This window comes from Rahnella inusitata (assembly GCF_965118895.1).
GTDB classification, from domain to species: domain Bacteria; phylum Pseudomonadota; class Gammaproteobacteria; order Enterobacterales; family Enterobacteriaceae; genus Rahnella; species Rahnella inusitata_A.
The window spans coordinates 69,755-92,919 of the sequence record NZ_CBCPJJ010000022.1; the positions used below are offsets into that span (position 1 = coordinate 69,755).

Annotated in this window: 18 protein-coding genes; 15 read left to right on the forward strand and 3 right to left on the reverse strand. The window is 53.5% G+C overall.

Translation table 11 applies throughout. From position 1 onward, the window contains the following. Positions 1 to 5 precede the first annotated feature (5 nt). The 3 genes from ACMHLI_RS18295 to ACMHLI_RS18305 form a co-directional block, all read right to left on the reverse strand. Entirely contained in the window at positions 6 to 944 is a 939-nt protein-coding gene (locus tag ACMHLI_RS18295; RefSeq protein WP_413530824.1) for an ABC transporter permease, read from the reverse strand. Between the two features lie 91 nt (positions 945 to 1,035). Beyond that, positions 1,036 to 2,577: an ABC transporter substrate-binding protein gene (locus ACMHLI_RS18300; protein WP_413530825.1), complete on the reverse strand. Its 1,542-nt coding sequence runs from the start codon at positions 2,575 to 2,577 to the stop codon at positions 1,036 to 1,038. A gap of 72 nt (positions 2,578 to 2,649) precedes the next feature. Beyond that, on the reverse strand, positions 2,650 to 3,552 hold the full coding sequence (locus tag ACMHLI_RS18305) for a homocysteine S-methyltransferase family protein (RefSeq protein ID WP_413530694.1): 903 nt from the start codon (positions 3,550 to 3,552) through the stop codon (positions 2,650 to 2,652). 488 nt (positions 3,553 to 4,040) lie between these two features. On the opposite strand from ACMHLI_RS18305, the gene fhuE reads away from it, so the two are divergent. From fhuE to ACMHLI_RS18380, 15 genes are all read left to right on the forward strand, one after another. Further along, positions 4,041 to 6,257 carry a ferric-rhodotorulic acid/ferric-coprogen receptor FhuE gene (fhuE, locus tag ACMHLI_RS18310; RefSeq protein WP_413530695.1) on the forward strand — a complete coding sequence of 739 codons (2,217 nt, stop codon included), beginning with the start codon at positions 4,041 to 4,043 and terminating at the stop codon, positions 6,255 to 6,257. A gap of 1,221 nt (positions 6,258 to 7,478) precedes the next feature. Further along, positions 7,479 to 7,967: a type VI secretion system contractile sheath small subunit gene (tssB, locus tag ACMHLI_RS18315; protein ID WP_413530696.1), complete on the forward strand. Its 489-nt coding sequence runs from the start codon at positions 7,479 to 7,481 to the stop codon at positions 7,965 to 7,967. Further along, positions 7,964 to 9,445, forward strand: coding sequence for a type VI secretion system contractile sheath large subunit (tssC, locus tag ACMHLI_RS18320; protein ID WP_413530697.1), 1,482 nt, complete (start codon positions 7,964 to 7,966; stop codon positions 9,443 to 9,445). The genes tssB and tssC overlap by 4 nt, the downstream gene beginning before the upstream one ends. 24 nt (positions 9,446 to 9,469) lie before the next feature. Further along, entirely contained in the window at positions 9,470 to 9,955 is a 486-nt protein-coding gene (locus tag ACMHLI_RS18325; RefSeq protein ID WP_413530698.1) for a hypothetical protein, read from the forward strand. A gap of 56 nt (positions 9,956 to 10,011) precedes the next feature. After that, entirely contained in the window at positions 10,012 to 10,425 is a 414-nt protein-coding gene (tssE, locus tag ACMHLI_RS18330; RefSeq protein ID WP_413530699.1) for a type VI secretion system baseplate subunit TssE, read from the forward strand. Then, the gene (gene tssF / locus ACMHLI_RS18335) at positions 10,418 to 12,214 is read left to right on the forward strand and encodes a type VI secretion system baseplate subunit TssF (RefSeq protein ID WP_413530700.1); all 1,797 of its coding nucleotides are present in this window, start codon (positions 10,418 to 10,420) and stop codon (positions 12,212 to 12,214) included. The genes tssE and tssF overlap by 8 nt, the downstream gene beginning before the upstream one ends. Continuing rightward, on the forward strand, positions 12,205 to 13,143 hold the full coding sequence (gene tssG / locus ACMHLI_RS18340; RefSeq protein ID WP_413530701.1) for a type VI secretion system baseplate subunit TssG: 939 nt from the start codon (positions 12,205 to 12,207) through the stop codon (positions 13,141 to 13,143). The genes tssF and tssG overlap by 10 nt, the downstream gene beginning before the upstream one ends. Positions 13,144 to 13,209: 66 nt before the next feature. Beyond that, on the forward strand, positions 13,210 to 15,171 hold the full coding sequence (locus tag ACMHLI_RS18345) for a type VI secretion system Vgr family protein (protein WP_413530702.1): 1,962 nt from the start codon (positions 13,210 to 13,212) through the stop codon (positions 15,169 to 15,171). A 23-nt stretch (positions 15,172 to 15,194) separates the two neighbouring features. Continuing rightward, complete coding sequence (locus ACMHLI_RS18350) at positions 15,195 to 15,677, forward strand: DUF6931 family protein (RefSeq protein ID WP_413530703.1); 483 nt, start codon at positions 15,195 to 15,197, stop codon at positions 15,675 to 15,677. Then, on the forward strand, positions 15,677 to 15,976 hold the full coding sequence (locus ACMHLI_RS18355) for a PAAR domain-containing protein (protein WP_413530826.1): 300 nt from the start codon (positions 15,677 to 15,679) through the stop codon (positions 15,974 to 15,976). The genes ACMHLI_RS18350 and ACMHLI_RS18355 overlap by 1 nt, the downstream gene beginning before the upstream one ends. Before the next feature lie 33 nt (positions 15,977 to 16,009). Continuing rightward, the gene (gene tssA / locus ACMHLI_RS18360) at positions 16,010 to 17,080 is read left to right on the forward strand and encodes a type VI secretion system protein TssA (protein WP_413530704.1); all 1,071 of its coding nucleotides are present in this window, start codon (positions 16,010 to 16,012) and stop codon (positions 17,078 to 17,080) included. Then, positions 17,077 to 17,727, forward strand: a complete 651-nt coding sequence (locus ACMHLI_RS18365) for a type VI secretion lipoprotein TssJ (protein ID WP_413530705.1) — start codon at positions 17,077 to 17,079, stop codon at positions 17,725 to 17,727. Before tssA ends, ACMHLI_RS18365 begins: the two co-directional genes overlap by 4 nt. 1 nt (position 17,728) lies before the next feature. Next, positions 17,729 to 19,108 (forward strand): type VI secretion system baseplate subunit TssK, encoded by a 1,380-nt coding sequence (gene tssK, locus ACMHLI_RS18370; protein ID WP_413530706.1) that lies wholly within the window; start codon positions 17,729 to 17,731, stop codon positions 19,106 to 19,108. Then, entirely contained in the window at positions 19,105 to 19,719 is a 615-nt protein-coding gene (locus tag ACMHLI_RS18375) for a DotU family type IV/VI secretion system protein (protein ID WP_413530707.1), read from the forward strand. The genes tssK and ACMHLI_RS18375 overlap by 4 nt, the downstream gene beginning before the upstream one ends. A 6-nt stretch (positions 19,720 to 19,725) precedes the next feature. Then, positions 19,726 to 23,154 carry a type VI secretion protein IcmF/TssM N-terminal domain-containing protein gene (locus tag ACMHLI_RS18380; RefSeq protein WP_413530708.1) on the forward strand — a complete coding sequence of 1,143 codons (3,429 nt, stop codon included), beginning with the start codon at positions 19,726 to 19,728 and terminating at the stop codon, positions 23,152 to 23,154. Positions 23,155 to 23,165 lie beyond the last annotated feature (11 nt).

A 23,165-nucleotide genomic window follows, 5' to 3' on the forward strand; every position in this document is an offset into this window, starting at 1 on the left:
AAAAGTCAGCGGTTGTGACGTAAACGCGGATTGGCGACCAGCGCCATCACATCTGCCAGCAAATTCAGCAGGATATAAATCCCGGCCAGCAACAGCGCGCAGTCCTGCATCACCGGAATATCGCGTTTGCTGATACTGTCGACCATGTATTGCCCGAGCCCCGGATACACAAAGACATTCTCGACAATCACCACACCGACCATCAGATAGGCCAGATTGATCGCCACGACGTTGATAATCGGGCCGATGGCGTTCGGCAGTACGTGACGCCAGAGAATGCGCGACGGTGCAAGCCCTTTCAGCAGCGCGGTATCTACGTAGGCTGAGCTTTGCGCGGCAATCAGCGCAGCGCGGGTCATGTTGCTCATGTGTCCGAGAATCGCCAGCACCAGCGTGGCGCACGGCAGGGAAATCGCCGAGAGTTTGGCAGCCAGCGGCATGTCTGCCGTGATGCTGCTGTGGCTCGGCGCCCACGCCAGCGTGATAGCAAAAATCAGGATCAGCAGATAGCCGGAGAAAAATTCCGGCAGCGCCACGGTAGCGCGGGTGACGGCGTTAAGCAGCGCATCTACCCAGCTGCCGTGATAACGCACGGAGATAAAGCCGATTAAAAGCGCCAGCGGAACGGCGATGGCGGCGGTGCATCCGGCCAGAAACAGCGTGTTACCCAGGCGGGTAAACAACGGGCCGCTGATGGCTTCACGGGTGGAAAAACTGGTGCCGAAATCGCCATGCAGAATGCCAAACAGCCAGCTCAGATAACGGCTGATCGCCGGTTTATCCAGCCCGAGTTGCAGGTTCAACTCGCGGATAGCATCAGGCGTGGCGCTCTGACCGAGGATCGCCGTCGCGGCATTTCCCGGTAACAATTGCACTCCGGCGAAAATGAGCACGGAGACCGCCAGCACGATCAGCACGCCGTAAAACAGGCGCACCAGCACCATGCCGAAAAGCGACGAATGGAGGCGCGAAAAACGGCCCGCAGGCCGTTGAGTTGTATTTGGTGAGGACAAATCAGACATTATTTTACCCGGCTCAGCCTTCGATCCAGACTTTCTCTGCCGCGCGGTTACCACTGAGCGGCATTCCCGGAACGGAAGTGAACCCTTTGATTTTTGACGAACAGCCGTCGAGCGCATCGGCGTAAAGCGGAATGATTTCACTGCCCTGATCGACCAGCATCACCTGAATATCATGGTAAATCTGCTTACGGCGGGTTTCGTCCGGCTCACCGCGCGCGGCTTTCACCATCGCATCAAAGGCCGGGACGTGCCAGGCAGACTCATTCCACGAAGACTGGCTGGTGAACACTAAAGAGAGCAGCGCATCGGCGGTCGGACGGTTTGCCCAGTTTGATGACACAAAGGCTTTCTTCTGCCAGATGTCATTCCAGAACGCATCGTCCGGCACGCGCACGACGTTAAGGTTGATCCCGGCTTTAGCGGCAGATTGCTGATAAAGCTGACCGGCATCAACAGCGCCCGGAAAACCGGCGTCGGCGACGTTTAGCGTCAGCGGGCCACTGAAGCCAGATTTCTTCCAGTGGAACTGCGCTTTTTCAGGGTCATACGGACGCTGCGGAATATCTTTGGCGAAGTAACGGTTTGACGGGAAGATTGGATTGTCATTTGCCACGCTGGCGTAACCGCCAAGCACAGTATCAATAATTTGCTGGCGGTCGATGGCGTATTTCAGCGCCAGACGGCCATCGATATTATCGAACGGTGCCAGATTCGACAGCCCAGGGAAGGTATAAATCATGCTGTCTTTGGCACGCACCAGCTTCAGATTTGGCATACGTTCGATACGGCTGACAATGCGCGGGTTCACGCGGTTAATGAGCTGCGCGGAGCCGCTGACCAGCGCCGCAACGCGTGCGGTGGAATCGTTCATCGCCAGCGTTTCGACCGAATCCACGTGGCCGCGTTCGCTGTTCCAGTAATTTGGATTGCGTTTGGTCAGCGTGGTCACGCCCGGCTGGAATTTTTCCAGAATGAACGCCCCGGTGCCGATGCCTTTGTCGAAACTTTCGTTTTCGGCGGTGATCGCAAAATGCACGGCACTCAGCAACCAGACAAATTCGACGTCCGGCGCGGTCAGTTTAATGGTGACTTCATGTTCGCCGGTCGCTTCAATCGAGCTGGCGGTTTCCAGATAGCCTTTCACCGGCGACGTGGATTTCTCGCCACGGTGGTGATTCAGGGAATACACCACGTCTTTTGCGCCGAGCGAACGGCCGTCGTGGAACTGCACACCCTGACGGATTTTCAGCACCCAGGTTTTACTGCCATCGGTCGATGCCCAGGATTCGGCCAGCGAAGGCGCAAGTTTGGCGCTCTCGTCGATTTCTACCAGATTGTTGAACAGCTGCGAGCCGACAAAGTACATGTAGGTTTCGAACCAGAACGCCGGATCCAGACGGTCGGTGCTGGAGGCATTATCGACGCCCACCACTAAGTGACCGCCCTTCTTTGGTTTTTCCACTTCGGCGGCAAAGGCTTTGCCCAGCCAGGTAGAACTGGTGGCGGCTGCAATGGAAAGTGCCCCCGCACTTTTAATAAACGAACGACGATCGATCATGTTTTATCCCCTGTCACTGAGGGCATCCGCCCTCAAGCTCTGATTCAATAATTTTTATTTTTGATGATGCTAATTGCTGAACGCCTGTTTCAGTGCCGCAATGTGTTCCGGCCCGATACCGCAGCAGCCGCCCACCAGCGTCGCGCCCTGCGCCACCCAGTCCTGGGCGAAATCCAGATAACCCGCAGGATCCGTATCCTGACGCAATTTGCTCAGCCCTTCGTTGGCACCGCGTTGGTTGTCTGAAGGCTCGAAGGCGTTGGCGTACACGCCGATATGCAGCGAGGAATTTTCTGCGTTGAGCGCAGCGCATGCGGCCTGCACCGCAGCAGCCATGACTTCCGGGCGGCTACAGTTGAATAAAATTGCGCTGGCGGATAGGCGCAATACCGCCGCAACCGCCTCTTCGATAGATTCACCGGAGCGCAGATGCGCGCGGCCCTGTTCATCCAGCTGATCCTGCAAGGTAAACGAGAACCATAGCGGACGTGGGTCATCGCCCAGCACATCACGCACGGCTTCCACTTCAGCCACCGAACTCTGGGTTTCTGCCAGCCAGATATCCACGCTGTCGGTCAGATTATCCACCAGCACGTTGAGTAATTTTTTCGCGGCTACCGGCTCGAACAGATCCGGGCGGTAAGAGCCCAGCACCGGAGGAAGAGAACCGGCCACTTTTACCGGCGTCTGCGCGGCATCGGCGGCTTCACGCGCCAGCTTGCCAGAAAGCGCAATCAGCGCCGCACCCTGCGCAGCAAATACCGCGTCGCTGATATGAAAAGGCACCACGGCGTAGCTATTGGTAGTAATCACCTGAGAACCGGCGGCAATAAAGGCATCGTGCGCGGCGCGGACAAAATGCGGAGCTTCAATCAGCGCCAGCGCCGACCACTCAGGCTGACGAAACGGTGCGCCCATGCGGGCCAGTTCGCGACCCATGCCGCCATCGAGGATTTGAATGTTATTGATCATTGTGTCGTCACCTGGTGTTTTTCGTAAGCGAATCAACGTCCGCTTCGGCGTTTCCCGAAAGTTGGCTCCACTCTACAAAACGAACGTTTAGATGTCTAGATTTCTTAATGGCTAAACTATGCGAAATTCATTCGTTGTGTTTATTGGTTGCGATAATCATATAAATAAACGCGATACCAGAAACCCATTCTATGGGCTTTTGTAACAATTATTTCGCTTAAGTCTCGCTAATATACAAACTCCATCTTTTCTGCGCCTTTTCCCAATTCCGCCACGAAATTTACCTTTGTTATATTTATTTACACCTGAAAGCTCAATGCGTATTATTCTCATTCGCTTTATTGACTACGCACCTGCATCCCCCTTCCATCCTGTGTTTTCGCGGGCCTGGCGGATGTTTAAGCGAGGCAATCACGCGAAAAAAATAAAAGACAGTGGCGAAGTAAAAACAGTATCCAAAAAATAAAATAATCGTTTGGAGAATCACAATGTTGTCCGTTTCAGGGATCCATCCAGTTCAGTCAGCGCAGAAGCGAAATAATGCAGGCCGGAAACTTTCACTTTCCGTGATTGCTCTCTTTGTTTCTTCTTCCCTACATTCCGTCCACGCGGCAGAAACCACGGCACCCAAGGCTGCCGACGATACGGTGGTTGTAACCGGTCAGACCGGCGGTAATGACACCGGCAGCACCGAGCAGGATTACAGCGTTCCGGTTACCGCCGCAGGCACCAAGATGCTGCTGACGCAGCGCGATATACCTCAGTCAGTCACCATTATCAGCAAACAGCGTATGCAGGATCAGCAACTGCTGTCCCTCGGTGACGTGCTCAATAACACTACCGGCATTTCGCAAAGCGTGGCCGATATGGATCGCCGTACCTATTACTCGCGCGGATTCCTGATCGACAACTATATGACTGACGGCATTCCGACAGTCTTCGAACCGCGCTGGAATCTGGGCGATGCTGAATCAGATACCGCATTGTATGAACGTATTGAAGTGGTGCGCGGCGCGACCGGCTTGATGACGGGCCCTGGTAACCCTTCCGCGTCAGTGAATATGGTGCGTAAACACGCCGACAGTAAAGAGTTTACCGGCAATGTATCCGCCACCTACGGCAGCTGGAACAAACAGCGTTATGTCGCCGATCTTTCTACGCCACTGAGTGAATCCGGCAACGTGCGTGGCCGTCTGGTAACCGGCTATGAAGACAAAAATAGCTACGTCGAACGTTACGGCGCCACCAAGAAATTCGTCTACGCCGCCGTAGATGCGGATCTGACCGATTCGACCCTGCTCTCCGCCGGTTACGAATTCCAGCAAAATGACACCGACAGCCCGACCTGGGGCGGCATGCCGCGCTGGTACATCGACGGCAGCAAAACTGATTACCGCCGCGGTTTCAATTCAGCGCCAGACTGGGCGTACAGCAATAAAGAGACCAAAAAACTCTTTACCACGATCAAACAATCGTTCGATAACGGCTGGACGCTGACCCTGAACGGCACGCATAACGAAACGATGATCGACAGCAAAATGCTGTACATCGACGGTTATTTCGATAAAACCACCGGCGCGGGCGTCTCTTCTTACGCCGGTTATCCGGTCGTAGGTGGCACCGGTTATAACACCGGCAAGCGTAAAGTGGATTCCGTCGATACCTTCGCCAGCGGGCCGTTTGAGCTGTTTGGCCGCGAGCATGAGCTGATGACCGGTCTCAGCTACAGCAAACAGCAAAATACCTACTACAGCGCCTTCGCCAATATCTCCACCGAAGAGCTGGGTAATTTTAACAATTACAACAGCCAGTTCCCTGAAACCGACTGGGGCCCGCGCTCCCTTGCGCAGGAAGACGTGATCCGCCAGAAATCCGGCTATATCGCCACCCGTCTTTCTCTGGCGGATCCGCTGCACATGATTTTGGGCGCACGTTATACCAACTGGAATTCGCACACGCTGACGGATCAGATCGAAAAGAACAACATCACGCCGTACGCCGGTCTGGTGTTTGACATCAACGATAACTGGTCGACGTACGCCAGCTACACCTCGGTGTTCCAGCCGCAGACCTACCGGGATATCAACGGCGCTTACCTGTCGCCGGTGATCGGCAAAAACTACGAAGCAGGCGTGAAATCAGACTGGTTTAACAGCCGTCTCACCACCTCGGTGTCGGTGTTCCGTGCAGAGCTGGATAACGTCGCACAATCCACCGGCCGTGTTATTCCGGGGACGCAGGATTATGCGTATGAGGGTAAAAGCGGCACCGTGAGCCGTGGCGTTGAGTTTGAAGTAAATGGCGCAGTGACGGACAACTTGCAGATGACCTTCGGCGGCACGCGTTACGTGGCCGAAGATGAAAATGGTGATGCGGTGAATCCGGAACAGCCGCGTACCCAGTTGCGTCTGTTCACCCGTTACCGGTTGCCGCAGTTGCAGGATCTGACCGTCGGCGGTGGTGTGAACTGGCAGACTCACGTCTGGAGCGATGTCGCTGGTCCTGATGGCGATGGCACCCGTCATGCCGAACAGGGCAGTTACGCGCTGGTTAACCTGTTCAGCCGTTATCAGGTCACCAGACAGCTTTCCGTGCAGGCGAACATCAATAACCTGTTCGATAAAGAATATGACACCAGCGTGAACCAGTATGTCGTGTATGGCGAACCGCGTAACGTGTCGGTCACGGCAAACTACAGCTTCTGATTTTTCTTCTTATATAAATACGGCGACCGGCATGATCAATCTGCCAGTCGCCGATATTCCGCCTGGGAACCCATTCCAAACCGACCCGACGCTTTTTATCCACGCACCGAAAATGGCCGGATGAGAAATATTTTAACTGTCTCTTCGGTCAACGTTTTTTAAACAAGTTTTACGAAGATCACTTTCTATTTCCCCTACAAACACATTCTATGCTCACCGATTATCCGCCAGAGTAATGTGCCGGACGGCTCGCAGGCAGCGCTGGCAGCGTGACTTCGCCTGTTGGGAAAGGCGACGAGTAAAACTCGCACTGTTTCGTCGCGAATTTTTTTAGCTATCCAGTTAAAATATAAATACGCGAAGCGTTATATTGCACAAAATAAAGGCAATGGCATCTAAATAAACCAATTATAATTTTACTCAAGCTATACTCCACGTAAGAAATAGTTAATTATTATTTACTGCAATTTCCCCAACAGTACACAAAGAAATTATTAAAAGCACCCGGCAATATAATAGATTACGCACCTGTCGATGCCAATAATGATATCTCCGCCGACGTTCACAGCCTGATTATTGAAAGTCATGGCGACATGTATTTTTCCAAACCAGATGGTATCGACCCGAAAACCCCGGAGCTGACGGCGGTGTTTATCGACCATTTTTGCTGAGGTGAAATTTAATTATACTTAATACTATATTCAGCCATTCAATATTCGCCCATTTCATCAGGCAGACAATGGTGATCAATCAGATATCCAATAAGTTATTAAGATGTTTAAAAACACTCCCAACGCTGAATATATATTCATCCTATGAATGTATGATTCCTTAAAAATACTTACTATTAGTCATTAACGTAATCATAACAGTCCAAAATTGGACAGGATGAAAAATTGCATAGGAAGAAAAAAATCTAGATTGATAAAATTTTTATGGTAGCCTTACTTACTTCACTGAGCGTTAAAGATAACTCAATCATTTTACGTAGATGATAAAAGTTAATGTCAGCAATCAGGAAAATAACGTACTACCATCATGGCCAACGGCAAAAAACAACAAATGTTATATTTTATTTAGCGAAGTTAGAAAATATTATCATCTAGAGTTTTTTGTGAAAACCCAGGCTTTTAAAATAGTAAATACGTTCGCTCGTAAACAACGCTTTATAACGTTTAACAATTGACTTATTACACAAGTCAAATAATGCCGGATAAATCTATGAGTAATACACAACATAAATTAGATAAAGCAAGACCACCACGCGTGCAAATCACCTATGACGTTGATATCGGTGATGCACAAACGGTAAAAGAACTCCCTCTGGTTCTCGGCGTGATTGGTGATTTCACCAAAAGTGATGACGCCCTGCGCGAGCGGAAATTCCTCAACATCGATAAAGATAATTTCAGCGGGATCATGTCGTCGATGAAACCAGAAGCCGAGTTCCTGGTGGAGAGCACGTTACCTGAGCACGAAGGAAAACTGGCGGTTTCGCTGACCTTAAACAGCATGGAAGATTTCTCCCCGGACAATATTGCCCGTCAGATTGACCCTCTGCGCAAACTGATTGAATTGCGCGAGCAACTGTGCGACCTGCGCAACCGTGCGGCCAGCAATCAACGCCTCAAAGAGCAGCTTTCAGAAATGCTGGAACAACAAAGCCCTGCCTCTTTCGACGTGAATAAAAACCTGGGAGACGAAGAATGAGTGCTGAACAAATCCTGAATGCCTCTGCCGGACAGGCGTTGAGCGAAGATTACCTGGATAAAATCATTGATAGCACCCAGGCCATCCGTCGGGAATCTGATCGTGGACGCATGAAATCCCAACTGAACAACTTTCTTGCTGAAGTGGTTTCCGGCGCAGTCGTGGTCTCAAGTGATCTGATCGGCAGTATCGAAGACCGTATTACCGCCATTGATGAGCTGCTCTCCAGCCAGATCAGCCTGATCATGCACGCGCCAGAATTTCAGAAAAAAGAGTCTTCATGGCGTGGTCTGCACAAACTGGTGCAATCGAGCGTCACAAACAACACCCAAATTCGTCTGCTGCAATGCACCAAACAAGATTTGCTCAAAGACTTCAAGTCAGCGTCCGACTTCGATCAATCTGTGCTGTTTAAAACCGTCTATGAAAGCGAATACGGTACCTTTGGTGGCGTTCCCTTCTCTGCGTTTATCGGCGATTTCCAGTTCGATAACACCCCTCAGGACATTGAACTGCTGGAGCAGATTTCCCACGTTGCCGCTGCCGCCCATGCGCCATTCCTGAGTGCTGTTTCACCGGGTATGTTGTCGATGACCGATTTCTCCGAGATGCCGCGCCCGCGTGATATGGCGAAAATGTTCGACACCACCGATTACGCCCGCTGGCGCTCATTCCGCCAGACCGACGACAGCCGCTACATTGGCCTGACGTTGCCAGCAGTCCTGGGCCGTATGCCGTATGGCGCCAAAACGGTTGCTGTCGAAACCTTCGGCTTTGAAGAACAAATCCGCGAAAACGATGTGGGTTCCGACTATCTGTGGGTCAATTCTGCTTATGAATTGGGGGGGCGCATTCTGGAGTCCTTCGAAGAGTATGGCTGGTGCGCCGCCATACGTGGCGTAGAAGGCGGCGGTCTGGTTAATGCCCTTCCGGCCTATAACTACGTGTCAGAAAGCGGCGAGCGCGTCATGCAATGCCCGACGCAAGTCGCCATTTCAGATCGCCGCGAGAAAGAGCTGTCCGACCTTGGCTTCATCCCGCTGGTGCACTGCAAAGGCACAGATTATGCCGCATTCTTCGCGGTGCAGTCCGTCAACAAACCGCGTCAGTATAACTCCGATCAGGCCAACGCCAACGCACGGCTGTCAAGTCAGCTTCAGTACCTTATGGCGACGTCGCGCTTTGCGCATTACCTGAAATCTATCGTTCGTGACAAAGTCGGCAGCTTTATGTCGCGCAGCGCATGCGAAGAATATTTGCAGGAATGGATCATGCAATACGTGGTCGCGTCCGATAACGTCGGGCCGAAAACCAAAGCGCGCTATCCGCTTCGTGAAGCGAACGTAGAAGTTATTGAAGTGCCCGGTTTCCCAGGCACCTTCCGCGCTATCGCTTATTTGAAACCTCACTTCCAACTGGAAGGATTAAGTATGTCACTTCGCTTAGTCGCAGATTTACCTGCCGCGGCAAGTGCTTAATTATTAACATAAAGGAAATAAAAAATGTCAAAGTTAAAAGACTGTCAATTCATTAAAATCACTATCGACGGCAAAGATGTGGCCGGTTCAAGTGAAGAAAAAAAATATATAAATTGGATGGAAGGTTTTGCTCCAAAGGGTATAACCAGCTACGCCTACGATGATGGTGCGGGATTTGAATCAGTCCATTTGTCCGTTCTGGCGACGAAAGACACCAGTACTTTGTTCGAGAAATATTTACAACGTGGTTATAAAAATATCAACATCACCACTGTTTATCGTGGTTCTGATAAGCATAACAAGGATTATGAAATCCAGCGTACTGTGTTCGAAGATTGCCATTTTCTCGGCATGGGCTTCCATAAGGGCGAAGATGGTTTATTTATAGACTTTACCTTCAGTTTTACTGGTTCGGTCGAAGTCACCTTTAACGTACCGAACGCTAAGGCAACCGGTCTGGATAAAATCGGGCCAATCAACTACGGCATTCCCGAAAAAACTCACCTGTAATCAATTTATTATTAGGCAGTGCGCAAGCACTGCTTTCCTTAACATGAGGTTTCAAGATGCCATCTTTATTACTCCGCCTGAGTGATAATAATCCCCAGGCTGAAGAAGATTACCGGACTGAAGACAAAAGCACCTGGTTGCTGAGTGAGCTTAAGATGCTTTTTTCTTCACGTTCGCGTTTTTCTTCTATTGAAACTCTGCCGCTGGTGAATGCATCGGTCTTAAATTACGGCATCAATGAATCAGTTTCACAAATTCAGGAAGCTGACCACCGGAAAACCGTTATTGAGGAGCGCATAAAAAAGACGTTGCATCGCTTCGAACCGCGATTAAGCGAAGTGACGATCATCACCAAAACCAATAATCCTTCTAATGTCATTTTCGAAATAAATGCTTTGTACAACACATTGCCGATGAAATTTGAACTGGTGTGGGATGACTGCACAGGTAAGTTTTATTTCGATGAATAAGCTACTGTCTTATTACCAGAAGGAATTGACCTTCCTGAAACAGCATGGCAAAGCCTTTGCCAGCCGTTTCCCTAAGATTGCCCGGCGTTTGGGCATGATCGAGGGCCAATCCGAAGACCCGCATGTTGAACGCATCATTGAATCTTTTGCGTTACTCACGTCGCGCATTCATCAGCGCTTAGACGACGATATGCCAGAGCTCACTGAAGCACTGCTCACCACCATCGCCCCGCAGTTTTTACGGGCGATGCCGTCAACCTGTATCGTTGCCATTGAACCCAACCGGCAAACCAGTGGCATTACCGATAAAAATAACATCGCCGCAGGTGCCTCGTTGTTTTCCCGGCATATCCAGGACGCTGTTTGTCAGTTTCAGACCGTTTACCCCGTCGTTCTGTTGCCGCTGTCGGTAGATCAGGCCCGGTTACGGTTTGATGAAGAAGACCTTAACTGGCATCTGCACCTTAGTTTTCAGGTCTGGTCCGGTGCTACGGTGGCCGGCGAATCTCTGCGCCTGTTCCTCCATGGTTCCAGTAATGCGGTCAACATTCTTTACACCCTGCTGTGCTCTGAGATTAGTCAGCTCAGTGTTCATCAGGGTGAGGCGTTTTACCCGCTGAAGAGTACCGACATCAGACCAGCAGGGTTTGCGCATGGAGAGGGGCTTATCGCACAGGATCCGCGCGTGGCGCCCATCCATGCGCTGATGCAGGATTATTTTTTCTTTCCGGAAAAGTTCTATTTCCTGGATATCAAGTTACCGAACACTTTTCAAGCCACCGCCAATTCTGTGTTTAGTTTTGAAATGGTGTTTAACCGCACACACCTGAATCAGCCTCTTGAGAGGCTGACAAAGATTATCGATGCCTCTTTCTTCAGACTCAACTGCACACCGGCCATCAACCTGTTTGCACAACGCGCGGAACCGATCACCCTCGCGGAAAACACCGCAGAATACCCGGTTATTCCTGATATCCGCAGGCAGCAGCTGATTGACGTCTGGGCCATCAACCATGTGTTTATTCAGGGCAAAGCGGAACAGGAACGCACGATGGTTCCCGTCCAGCCGCTGTTTGGTATCGACCACTCGCGCATCGAGGGTGACGCAGGCATTTACTGGCAGAGTTTTCAGCGCGAAACCATGAATGCCGCAGGCGCGGAGCGTAAAGTGTTTATCGCCTTTGCCAACCGGAGCATTCAGCCCACTGTGCCGAAAGCCGACATCGTCACTCTCAGTTTAACCTGCACTAATCTGGCGATACCGACCCTGATGAATAACGGCCACCCAGACGGAGATTTTGATTCCGATTTGCCGCTGGCCGGGTTGAAGATAAGCGCGCTCAACCGCCCGACGCGGCCCATCCTGCCGCCTGATAAAAGTGCCATTCGCTGGCGCCTTATTTCACAGCTTTCCCTTAACCATATGCTGCTGAGCGGCAGTCAGGGCGTGCAGGTGCTGCGTGAAACGCTGATGCTGTACAACTTTCACGATCTTCCGTCGATCACCCGCCTCATTAACATGATCCTTCATCTCGACGTGCAGCCGATCACCACCCGGCTGGTGGCCAGCGATCCGCAGACGCTGGCGCGCGGCATTGCGCTGACGCTCACCTTTACTCATGACGCGCTGAACGAACCGGAATATTTTCTGCTGTGTTGTTTTCTGGATCACTTTCTCGGGCTGTATGCGCCAGTCAACAGCTTCACCCGCGTCACGACGTTGATTGAAAATGAAGAACACACACGGCGCATCTGGCCGGTACGGGCAGGGAAACTGTCATGGATTTAACACGCATCACCAGCCGGTTCAATTTCTATCAACAGGTGCGCACGCTGCTGCACAAGCTGCGTGGCAGCGAAATTTCCGAGGCGGACACGCTGGATACTCAACTCCAGATCATTTCCCCCCTTTCCCTTGATGCCCCCGCAGGCCAGATTGCCAGCATCGAGCAGACAACGCCTGACGATCCGCTGCGCATGACCGTGTGGCAAAACGGGCTGACGGGTGCGCTGGGCGCCTTACCGACGGTCTACACCGAATGGATGATAGAACGTCAGTATCGCTATGGCGACCATAGCGCCAAAGCGTTTCTGGACATGTTCAGCCACCGGCTTTACTGCCTGGATTACCTGGCATGGCAGAAAAATCATCTTTATGCCCTTGCCGAATCGCAAACTCAGTCGCCCTTACAGCAGGCGACACTGGCACTGACCGGTTTACTGACGTCGCACTCCGTGTCCGGCGGGGAAAATTACGCCCATTTATTCTCTTCACCGGTCCGATCGCTGGTCAATCTGGAAGTGTGGCTCAGCCATTACTACGGCGTTCCTGTGCATATCACGCCGTTCACTGGCGGCTGGAAAACCGTTGAAGAAACCGAACATTGTCGGCTGGGAAACCCGGGGCAAACCCTGGAAACCGCCCCGATGATTTGCCGCGTACGCTGGGAAGTTCAGTCGCACTTTGATGTCACTTTCGGGCCGATGGAGCAGGAACATTCACAGCACTTCATTCCGCAGGGCAAGTTTTATCAGGAAATCTGGGAACGCATTCTGGAATACGTTGGGCCGGGGCTGGATTTTTCGATTCACCTCAGCATCAGCAGCGGCAACAGCCCCCCCGTGGCGCTGGGTCAAGGTCAGCTTGGGTTAGATATTTGTATCGGCCAGCGTGACCCCGCCGCCCTGCGCCAGGTTTGTCTGCCGCTGCCTGTATAAGTCAGCGATACCGCCGGATGTTGCGATCAGCTCGCCATCACGGAGCACCTTAAAAGGAAGATGATAATGTTATTAACCACACAGCTAAGAGACATGCAGAAAAATCACTTCCTGCACTGGAACGGCAGCGTTGCCTCTGATCTATTACTGTTGTCAGTCAGGGGCCGCGAGACGATTTCCACGCCTTTTTGCTATGAAGTGCGCTCCCTGACGGCACTTGATGAGAAAGGAATTGCTGCATTGCATGGCAAAGCGATCTCCTGCCAGATTGGCGACGGTTCAAACAATCTGCCCCAGCGTTATCTGCACGGGATCGTGACCGAAACCCATCGTGTTCGACATGCTGATAATGAGACGGAGTGCGTTTTTAAGCTGGAACCGGCTTTTGCATTGCTGCAGATGGGGCGATCGACGCGCGTTTGGCAAAACATCACCGTACCGGATCTGGTCAGCAAACTGCTTGGTGAGCACAAAATCAACCAGGTGGAAATGCAGCTGCGTAATACCTATGAGAAACGGGAATATTGCGTTCAGTACCGTGAATCCGATTTCGAATTCATCAGCCGTCTGCTGGAGGAAGAAGGCATCTCCTACTTCTTCAAACATCAGGAAAATCAGCACCAGATGGTACTGGTCGATCAGCCTGCCGGACATCCCTCTGCCAAAGCAGGCACGCTGCTCTGGCACCATCAGGGGAAAATCCTCACCCCCGGCAACATCGACCGCTGGTCGGTCAGCTCAACGCTCATCCCCGGTGAAGTTACGCTGTCTGGCTACAACATGCAGAAAGCGGCGGCGGTGGCCGACAACCAGGATTCAGCGTCTAAAACGCAAAGCATCGATCATCTGAAGTTTACCGATGTCACACCGCTCGCCGAACGTGCGCAGCTCACCAGTAAAGCCAAAAATGCGATGGAGGCGTTTGAAGCCAACGGCCAGCTTTACGACGCGTCAGTTAACGCCTTCTGGCTGAGCTGTGGCGAAGTGTTCAGCCTGACTGGTCACCCGACGGACGATGACAGTTACCGCATTCAGTCTCTCAGCCTTGAGGCGACCAATAATCATGAAGATAACGCGGGCGGCTATCACTGTGAAACGCAGTCCCTGCGCAACAGCGTGAAGTGGAAACCGGTTTGCACCCGCTTTGCGCCGGAAATCGCTGGCGTGTTGATCGCCAAAGTGGTTGGCCCGTCTTCCGAAGACATTCACACCGATGAACACGGTCGTATCAAAATCCAGTTTCCATGGGACACCGAAAATAGAAATGACGACACCAGTTCATGCTGGGTGCGCATCTCCCAACCCTGGACCGGCAGCAAATTCGGTTTTCAATTTATCCCTCGCATCGGCAGTGAAGTGCTGGTCAGCTTTATTCAGGGAAACCCTGATTTCCCGCTAGTCACCGGCTCGGTCTACAACGGCCAAAACAAACTGCCATTCGCATTGCCGGATGAGAAAACCGAATCCGGCTTCGCGACGCGAAGCACCAGCAAAGGCGGCATGGAAGACGGCCACCGGCTGAGCTTTAACGATAAGAAAGGTGAAGAAAAGCTGACGATCACAGCTCAAAAAGACCTTCTACTGACGGTGAAAAATGACGTCACCAGCGACGTGACGCACGAAGTCAAAAGTAAAATCGGTGCGAACCGCGATACAGAAATCACCAAAGGTAATGACACGCTGGTGCTCAAACAAGGCTCGCTACATATCACTCTCAACAAAGGCGATATGGAGCAAAAAGTCACCGGTAACGTCACCACCAGCCTGAGCAACGGCAACTACTCCCTCACGGCAACCGGCGGCAGCGGCAAGATCAAAACCGACAAAACCTGCGTGATCGAATCCACGCAATCCATTGAGCTGAAAGTCGGTTCAAACAAAATCGCGATTTCGCCCAGCGGCATCACCATCAGCGGCACGATGATCAAAATCGAAGGCTCGGGCACGGCTGAACTGAAAGGTGCGATGACCACGGTGCAGGGCAGCGGCATGACGCAGATTAAAGGCGGCATCATCAACATTGGCTAAGGAACATGGGTTAAGGAAACAGCATGTCTGATTACGGTTATCCCCCGCATCACCCGGCGGCAAACGGGCAAAACGAGTCGCACTTACAGAGTGCCGACGACCGGTGGGAAGAAACGCTCACCCTGCTGGTGCAGCGAGCCGAACCGCAAGCACTATGCCTGTGGCTGCTCCGCTGCCTGCGCCTTATCGCGCACCCCGCCAGCGCGCAGCTGTTGGATGAAATGCAGCGCTGGTATGCACAGCCCGATGAAAAATTACGCTGGCAGATCTTCCGCCACGCCGAAATTTTGGGTTTCGACACACCGGCGGGTGCGCTTGCCCTGTCGCTGTTTTGGTCGCAGGGCAGCATGAGCCCTGAAGGTCTGGAGCCTGTCTATCCAGAACCGCACCTCAGCGCCGAGATGCGCCGCTGCGTGTTACTGATGCTGGCAACGCATAACACCGACAATCCCGCAGACGGCGCACGCCGCCTGCTAGAGCAATGGGCTCATCAGGAGAAAGCGTAATGGCACAACCCGCAGCACGCGTTTCAGACATGCATGTCTGTCCGATGGTCACCCCCGGCTTACCGCCGATCCCGCATGTGGGTGGTCCGATCCTCCCACCGGGTGTGCCAACGGTGTTGATCGGCGGAATGCCCGCGGCCACCGTCGGCTCCATGGCGGTCTGCGTGGGGCCGCCGGACAGTATTGTCATGGGCAGCTTCAAGGTGTTGATCGGAAATAAACCTGCCGCCCGCATGGGTGACAGCTGCGCCCACGGGGGCACCATCGTCATGGGCTGCCCAAAAGTTCTTATTGGATAGTTCTGTTTTTATTGGATAAAAGAAATGTCAGCAATGCAACCCGATATAGCCACTCTGTTGGTCCCCATAAGCCCGGAAAATCCGGCAGGGATCAACCTGGAATATGAACAAATTTATGATGATATCCGTCAGGCGCGCGAGAGCGATGCGGAATATCTTCCGCAGGATGAATGGACAATCGCTGAACCGCGCCGTGCGGACTGGCATAAGGTGCGCAAGCTGTGCATTACGACACTTTCGCAACAGAGCAAAGACCTGCAGGTCAGTTGCTGGTTCGTGGAAGCCCTGACCCATTTACAAGGTATTGAGGGAACAGAAACGGGCTTTCATTTTCTGAGCGAATTCATCACTCATTTCTGGTTTCAGTGTTGGCCAGAGCTGGATGACGACGGCGCCACGTTCCGCTACGGCAAGCTCGCCCGCCTCGATCGCGATATCAGCCAGGCCCTGTATACCCGCCCGCTGCTCCGGTCACCGGAGTCTACCCTGGCGCACTGGCATAAAGTGCTGGCGTTTCAACATAAAATCGCTACCTGGCCAGACTCCCGCGACGATCTGATCGCCGAAGAAGGCGACCTGAGCATGGAGACGTTCGATGCGCTCGCCGCTGCGTTTTCCTCCATTGAGATCAGTCAGCAAGCCGGTTGCCTTGAACGCCTGCAAACACAGCTCGACCGGCTGGAATCCTGTTATTTCTCGCTGAGTCAGGAAGAGTCTCACGCCATGTTTGCCCAGACCCGCCAGACCCTGACCGACATTGCGGATTTTCTGCAACGTCTGGCGCAGAAGGCTATCCCTCTTGGCGGCGAGTCGATAAACCTGAACTTCACCAGCGTGACGCAGGATCCCAGCGCGTTTGAGACGGCGGAACTGTATCAGGCACCGCCCAAAAATGAGCCTCTCTCGCGCGATTTAGCCATTCGTCAGATGCTGTCTATCGCCCACTTTTTCCGCCAGACCGAACCCTCCAGTCCGGTGCCGTTCCTGATGGAGCGCGCGGCACGCTGGGCCAACATGACACTCACCGAATGGCTCGAAGAGATGGTGACCGACAGCAGCAGCATGCGTGAAATCAACAACGTGCTAACAGGACAGCAAGAGTGAAAGCCCTCAGCGCAACATTATTACTGTTGATCACCAGCATCCTGCTTAGCGGCTGCTCGGGGGATCAACCCAATAAGGCCTCTGCCGAACAGCAGGCCATCAGTCAGGTAGCCGCGCCGTTTGCGCAGGGCGCGATCGCCCTCAACATCACGGCAGAGCCGGGTCTGAACAGTTGGAATGAAATCGCCAACAGCTGTACCGTGCTGGTGATCCAGGCGCAAACGACCAGTGCAATCAATAAGATCCTGTCCAATCCGGCGCAGCTGAAAAACCTGTTTAACGGCGCAGGTGCCGAAGAAGACATCCTGAAAGTGGATCGCTATCCCGCGATGCCCGGTCAGCAAACCACCCTGCACATCGACCGTAGCGAGAATGCACGTCAAGTGGCGATCGTCGCCGGATATTACCCATTCCCGAAAAAGCAGCATATGGCGTTGGTCAGCATCCCGGTTACCGCGACCAGCACCGGCTGGTGGACTAAAAAATGGTCCGCACAGTTATCCCCGCTCATCCTCAACGTCACGCTCGGCAGTCAGAGCATTACGAAGCTGACGAATAATTCATCGCCACAAGACGTTCTGTCGCCAGCCGACACTCAGGCAGTACAGAATTCGCCTGATAACGCCCCCGTGAAGGGAGAAAAATAGTATGTATCCTGAACAGCAACAGATTTACTGGTACTCCGGTTTGTATCTGCAACCTCAGCATTTTCAATCGGTAGATCTTCACCACAGCTACATGCTGGCACAACAGCGTCAGCTGGCGCAGCCTTGGAACGTCGGCGTGATCCAGTGCGACATCAATCACGATACGATGGTGGATTTTACGCTCAAAATCGACCAGCTTCGCCTGATCCTGCCCTCCGGCTATTTTCTGGAATATCCGGGCAATTGCCTGATCGAACCGCGTCAGTTTCGTGACGCCTGGAAACAGCGCGAGAAACCTTTTCGCCTTTGGCTGGCGCTCCGCCGTTTCGATCCCGGCCATACGAACGTCAGCACCGGCACCAGCAGCCGATGGATCAACCATGCTGATGACGGTGTGATGAAGGACGTTTATCACAATGGTCCGGAAAGTGCCGTGCCGCGCATCGCCTACAACGTCCGTATCCTGAGCGATGAAGAGAAAGAAACCGCGGTCGATTGCGAATGCCTGCCCCTGCTGCAACTGCGTTATGACAATGACCGCGTGATTTTCGATCCACGTTTCAGTCCGCCAGCGGTCACGCTTGCCGGGTCGCCGGCGCTCAAAACGTTGCTCGAAGGGTTGCGCGCAGAACTCAGCAGCCGCGCCCACAAACTCGAAGAATATAAACGTCCCGATCAACTCAGTAACGGCAGTAAAAGCGCCGGTGACATCACGCAGCTCTTGGCGATGCGCTCGCTCAACCGCGCGCTGCCGCTGCTTGAACATTACTGCCTCGCGCCAACCATTCATCCGTGGCAAATCTACGGCCTGCTGGTGCAGCTGGTGGGGGAGATTTCGTCCTTTAACGACATGTGTTCGTTCACTGGCGAATGGCTCGACGGCGGTGCATCACTGCTGCCTTACGATCACTACCACCTGATCGACTGCTTTAACAGTGTCAAAAAAACGCTGTTCGCCCTGCTTAACGGGCTGGCGCTGGAAGACAACACTTACATCACCCTGAAATCCGACGAACAAAGAATTTATCGCGGTGAGTTATTACCCGGAAAAATGCCACCTGCCAGTCAGGTACTGTTGCTGCTGCGGTCGGAAAAACTGGCGTCATGGCACTTAAGTTTTGCTGCCGGTAACGAATTTAAAATCGCCCCGCAGAATGCCATCAGCGCGCTTATTCAGCACGCACTGCCGGGCATCTCCTCAACCTGGGCGAACCCGTCACCGCGCGGCGTGCCCGATCGCAAAGACTCCTGCTACTTTGTGCTTAACCAGCATGAAGAGGCGTGGAAACGCGTCGAACTCCAGAAAAGTGTCGCCTTTTACTGGGCCGATGCACCAGACGACTTACAGGTGCAACTGGTCTTTATGGTGCCATCAGAATGAAACTCCTCGACTGCTATCTGCCGGTGTTCAAACTTGCAGCCCAATTCGCGCATCAGCCGGAACTTTTTGCCGATTACGACACTTTCCGCGCACTCTGCCTCTCCCGTCTCGAGGAGGCAGTGCAGGAAGCTGAGTACCATGACATTTCCGATTTCGAGCGGGATCAGGCATTTTTCGCTGTGGTCGTCTGGCTCGATGAAACCATTCTGTGCTCGGCACAGCCCTTTGTACAAAGCTGGCGCTACGATTTGCTGCAACGCAAATACTTCCAGACCTCCATCGGCGGGGAAATGTTCTTCGTCCGGCTAGATGACCTGAAAGAAGAACATCAGCAGGCGCGCTGCGTGTTTCTGTTTTGTCTGCAAAACGGATTCCACGGGAAATACAGCGCCGTGCAAGACAGTCAGGCGCTCACCGCGCTCATCGACCAACAGCGTCAGCTGTGCCTGCCGCAAGACTGGCAGTCGTGGCCGAACGACGCGCCGCTCACGCCGGTCAACGTCAGGAAACGCTCGCTCGCATCGTCAAAATGCAACGCTGTCCTTGCGGCTCTGGGGCTGGCGGTGCTTTACGCCACCCTGGTGCTTCTTCAGACCCTTTATTTTTCATAAGAACGTATGTTAAAAAAATTATTCGTCTTTGCCGGATGGCTGCTGTTGTTATGTCTGCTGTTCCTCTTCTGCTGCACCCTCGGGCTTTGGGGCGAGTGGAGTACGGTCACCATTTTCGCAGTCTGGCTCAGTATGCTGGTTGCAGCCATGTTGCTGTGGAGCGCGCTGCTCTGGCTAACACAGTTGATTAAAGAGAAAAAAGCACACCGCTTTTTCCAAAAATTTCGCCTTTCGCGCCGGGAATATGTGCTGTTCGAGCATTGGAAATCCGGCGCGGCGGTGGTGAAACGTATTCAGCGCAAACGCCCGCCGATCCCCTGGTATTTGCTGCTCGGCGACCGCTGCGGCAAAACGTCATTACTCGCCGGTTCCGGCCTGCCGATGTTCTCAAGCGAAGAGCAAGACAATACCGTGGTCCCGACGCACACTTTACGCTGGTGGTTTTTCCGCAACGTCTGCTTCCTCGACCTGTCCGGCAACTTCCTCAACGGGACGCCGACTTTCCACCGCGCCTGGGGGAAAATGGTCGGTTGGATCGCGCGCGCTCCCGCTCCGGCTGGCATTCTGATTGGTCTGTCGATCACCGATCTCATCAATGAAGACGTCAGTGCATTGCATGAAAAGGCACGCAAAATCCGCGCGCAAATCGAACCTCTGGCGCGCAAGCTGAAGCGCCAGCTGCCGCTCTACATTATGGTCACACAGTGCGATAAATTTCCTGCCTTCAGCCTCTGGACGAATCAGCTTTCCCCTGCTCAGCAACAGCAGGCGCTGGGATATTACTGGCCAACGCCGCCGGAAATCGACGGCAAAGACGTCTCGACGCTGCTGCCGCTTTTTACCGCGCTGAAGAAGGGATTCGATCTCGCTCGCATCAGCATGGCCGGCGCGCCCGTTTCGGCGGAGGCTAACGCCGCACTTCTCGCGTTCCCAGAATCTTTCGCCCAACGGGAAGAGCCGCTGCGGGTTTTCCTCGCATCACTGTGCGAACCCAACGCCTACTTCACCCCGGCTACGCTCGGCGGCGTGTGGTTTACGGCCAGTGAGCAACAGGATAAAAACAAGAGTCGCCGCACCACATCCTTTGTTCACGATTTGCTGATGCACCATCTTCCGACGTTCAGCGCCACCCGCGAAGTACAATGGAATCACAACAAAAGGCTGCGCGTTGTCGTGGGTCGTGTGTTGCTGCTGGGTTGCGTGCTTGCGCTGGGTTACAGCGCGCTGAAAAGTACAGAGCTGATGGAACGCGACACGGCGGCCCTGCCCCCGTCTGAACTGGCTGATTTGCTGATAAAAAACGAAACGCATCGCGCTTCACCACTGGTTTACCTGCCTTTTGCGCACGTGCTTAACCATCAGCATCAATGGATTGAACAGCGTTTGCGCAGCAAGCTCACGTCTCAACCGATAGACATCGACCAGCAGTTCGCTGCGTATGAACAGCAATTTTTGACCGCGCCGTTGCAAACCCAGCGTCAGATGGTGATCAGTCTGGCTCAAACGCTGCTTACCCGTCAGGCAATGCGTGACGATGCCACGCTGGCGGCGCTGAGCCTGCGACCGGCAATCCCCGACGCCCTGCGCCTGGACGCCATCGATCCATCGGCATCCCCGCACGCGCGGCTGGCACTGGAACGCTGGGAGATGCAACAACCCGCTGGCGCAACCCATCTGGCGGCGCTGCATCGCCTGTTGTCAGCGCTTATCAATGATGACCGCTCGCTGGCATGGCTGGCCGCGCCAGATGATAGTCTGCCTGCCGTTCAGGCCAGCGATTATTGGCCGCAGTTGCCAGCGACGCTGTCCGGTATCTGGACACGTCAAGGCGAAGCGCAGCTCGCCCAATGGGTAAATCTCATCGCGCAAGCGGGGGCCAGGACGCATTCTGAACCTGCGCTGCAACAATTTATGCAGACGTTGCCCACCCTGCGCCAAAACGCCTGGCGCGGTCTGATGCTCACCGTGAGCCCGTCGGTTCAAAATCAGCCGCCTCGTTCGCTGTCGCAAAACCAGCTGATTGCGATTGGTCAGGGGCAAAGTCCGGCGATGCAATTCGCCAAACGCGTCGCGCAAGAACTCGATGATATTCCGGCACAAAATGCCCAGCCCTGGCTGAGCGAACTGCGGCGGTTACAAATCCTGCCGTCGCAGGCGGCAGAAAACCCGACCCTGAAGAAGGTGCAGCAGGTTGACGCCACATTGCGCGGCGGGCTGACCAAATGGTTACGTGGCGGGAAACTCGCGGCTGTTACTCCTTCCGTCACGCCACAAACCGGCGCATGGAAGAAATGGCATGAATCTCTTAATGCGGCCACCGGTCTGGCACTGAATCAGGCTGCACTGAGTCCGGCGCTCACTGATGGGCTTTTCGTGCCACAGGCGGATGCCAAGAATATTAATCCACTGGTGAGCCTGTTTGCCAGCTTTGAACAGTTGCGCAAAATGTCAGAGCCACGCAGTCAGGAAATTGGCGTGGAAGCGGTGTGGTCGCTGTATCAAAGCGACGCCAGCGCGCTGCTGGGCCATGCGCTGTCCCGCTCAGGCTGCTGGCTCAATGAACAGTGGCAAAGCAAGGTGCTGTGGCCGATGCGTAAAAATGCCCAAGGGGAGGATTATGACGCCCAACAGACGCTGACATGGCAGTACCTTGCCGACTTCGTTCGTGGCCCGGCCAAAGGTTTGCTGGTGGTTAACGATCAGGAGCCGCAGGCCGGTGAATTCCAGGGCCAGACGCTCCCTCTGACCGAAGAGTTCGTGAGCATTGCTCGTCACCTGCTGAACCCGGAAGACGTACTTGACGTCCCGCAACGCCAGAACACGCAAAACGCCGACCGACTGTCAGTGCTTAACGATCAGATTGTACAACTGACCCAGCAGCAAAAAGCGCTGGAAACCAAGCCGTACAACGTCAGCATCATCAGCCAGCCGGCGACCGTACCGGAAGGCGCACGCCTGATCCCAATCGGTTCCCGCCTGACGCTGGAATGCCAGAGTGGGGTCAAAGTGCTCGACAGCATGAATTTTGCCGAAGAGACACAGTTCACCTGGCTGCCGGGACAATGCCAGAGCGTGAAGCTGGAAGTGAAATTCCCTAACTTCACCGCCACCTACCGCTATACCGGCAGCAGCGCATGGCCTGATTTCCTCGACGTATTTGCCCATGGCGAAGCGTTGATCGATGCCCATGATTTTGATGATAACGCGCAGGCCATGACGGCGTTGAACATCAAACATGTCTTGCTGCGCTTTAAGATCTCCGATCAGACGTCGCTGCAAAAAGCCTGGATGGACTGGGCAAAAATTGATGACCAGATCGCCGATCTGCAAGAACAAAAACAAGCGCTGGAAGGGCAACAGAAAAGCCAGCAACCATCGGCCGCTCTGCGTGGACGACTCTCCGAGCTGCCTGAAAACGCGGCTGATTGCCAATAATTTACGATAAG